This is a genomic window from Janthinobacterium sp. BHSEK, assembly GCF_056174685.1.
Genome location: NZ_JBWBYV010000220.1, coordinates 1 through 1267, shown reverse-complemented (window position 1 = coordinate 1267; position 1267 = coordinate 1). Strand labels below are relative to the sequence as shown.

The 1267-nt window shown below is 59.4% G+C and carries 1 protein-coding gene; it reads right to left on the bottom strand.

The features are described 5' to 3' along the window. On the bottom strand, positions 1-1267 hold a 1267-nt coding region (locus tag AC0V2Y_RS28565; protein WP_475418472.1), incomplete at both ends, for a polysaccharide biosynthesis protein.

Here is a 1267-nt window from a genome sequence, read left to right as displayed (position 1 = left end):
GGGCGAGGCTGGACTGCGCACCGCCAGGCCGCTCAGGTGGACCATGCGCTTGGCCAGATCCAGGATCTTCACCGGCTCGCCCATATCCAGGACAAAGACGTCGCCGCCTTCGCCCATTGCGCCTGTCTGCAAGACCAGCTGTGCCGCTTCGGGGATTGTCATGAAGTAGCGGGTGATCTCCGGATGGGTCAGGGTAATCGGGCCGCCCAGCATGATCTGCTTGCGGAACAGGGGCACGACCGAGCCAGAGGATCCCAGGACATTGCCGAAGCGCACCATGCAAAACCGCGTATGGTCTTGTTCGCGCGCAAAACCTTGCAGAATCAGCTCAGCCAGGCGCTTGGTTGCTCCCATGACGTTCGTGGGCCGAACCGCCTTGTCGGTGGAAATGAGCACAAAACAGCCCACGCCAGCGGCCATGGCTGCCTTTGCGATACTGAGCGTGCCGAAGACGTTGTTGCTGACACCCTCGACCGGGTTGTGCTCGACGAGAGGAACGTGTTTGTAGGCCGCCGCATGGTACAGCGTATCGATGGCAAAGGTGTGCATGATCCTGGTGCACTTCTCTGTATCGAGCACGGAACCGAGGAATGGCAGCAGTTCGATTTGCAGGTTTTGCGCGCTTATCGTGCTCTTCAATTCCTGCTTGATCGTATACAGGGCGAATTCCGACATGTCGAGCAGGATGAGCCGGCTAGGGCGTTGGCCGATGATCTGGCGGCATAGCTCGGAACCGATGGAGCCACCTGCACCAGTCACCATCACTGCCTTGCCGGTGATGCATTTCGCCAGCAGTTCGCGGTTGGGGGCGACCTGGTCGCGTCCCAGCAAGTCTTCAATTTCAATGTCGCGCACATCCTGAACCCGCAACTCTCCCGACACCAGGCTGCCAACTGGCGGCGTTACCTTGATCTTGACCTTGTGGACTTCCAGCTTGTCCAAGATGTGTTTCTGCTGGCTCTTGGACAGCGATGGCATGGCCAGCAGCACTTCCATGATACTGCTCTTGGCAATCAGTTCCCCCAGTTCTGCTGAAGGGTAGACCTTAATGCCTGCAATGGTGGCGCCTTTCAACTCTTTTTTATCGTCGATGAATGCCACTGGCAGATAGTCGTGGCCGGCGCGCAGGGCGCTGGCCAGTTGTGTGCCTGCCTTGCCGGCGCCATAGATGGCAACCCGTACCGGCGCCCGTTCCCCGTTGGCGTGCAGCAGGAAGCCGCGCGCGACAAAGCGGCTTGCGACCATGTACATGATGGCGCTGACCCAA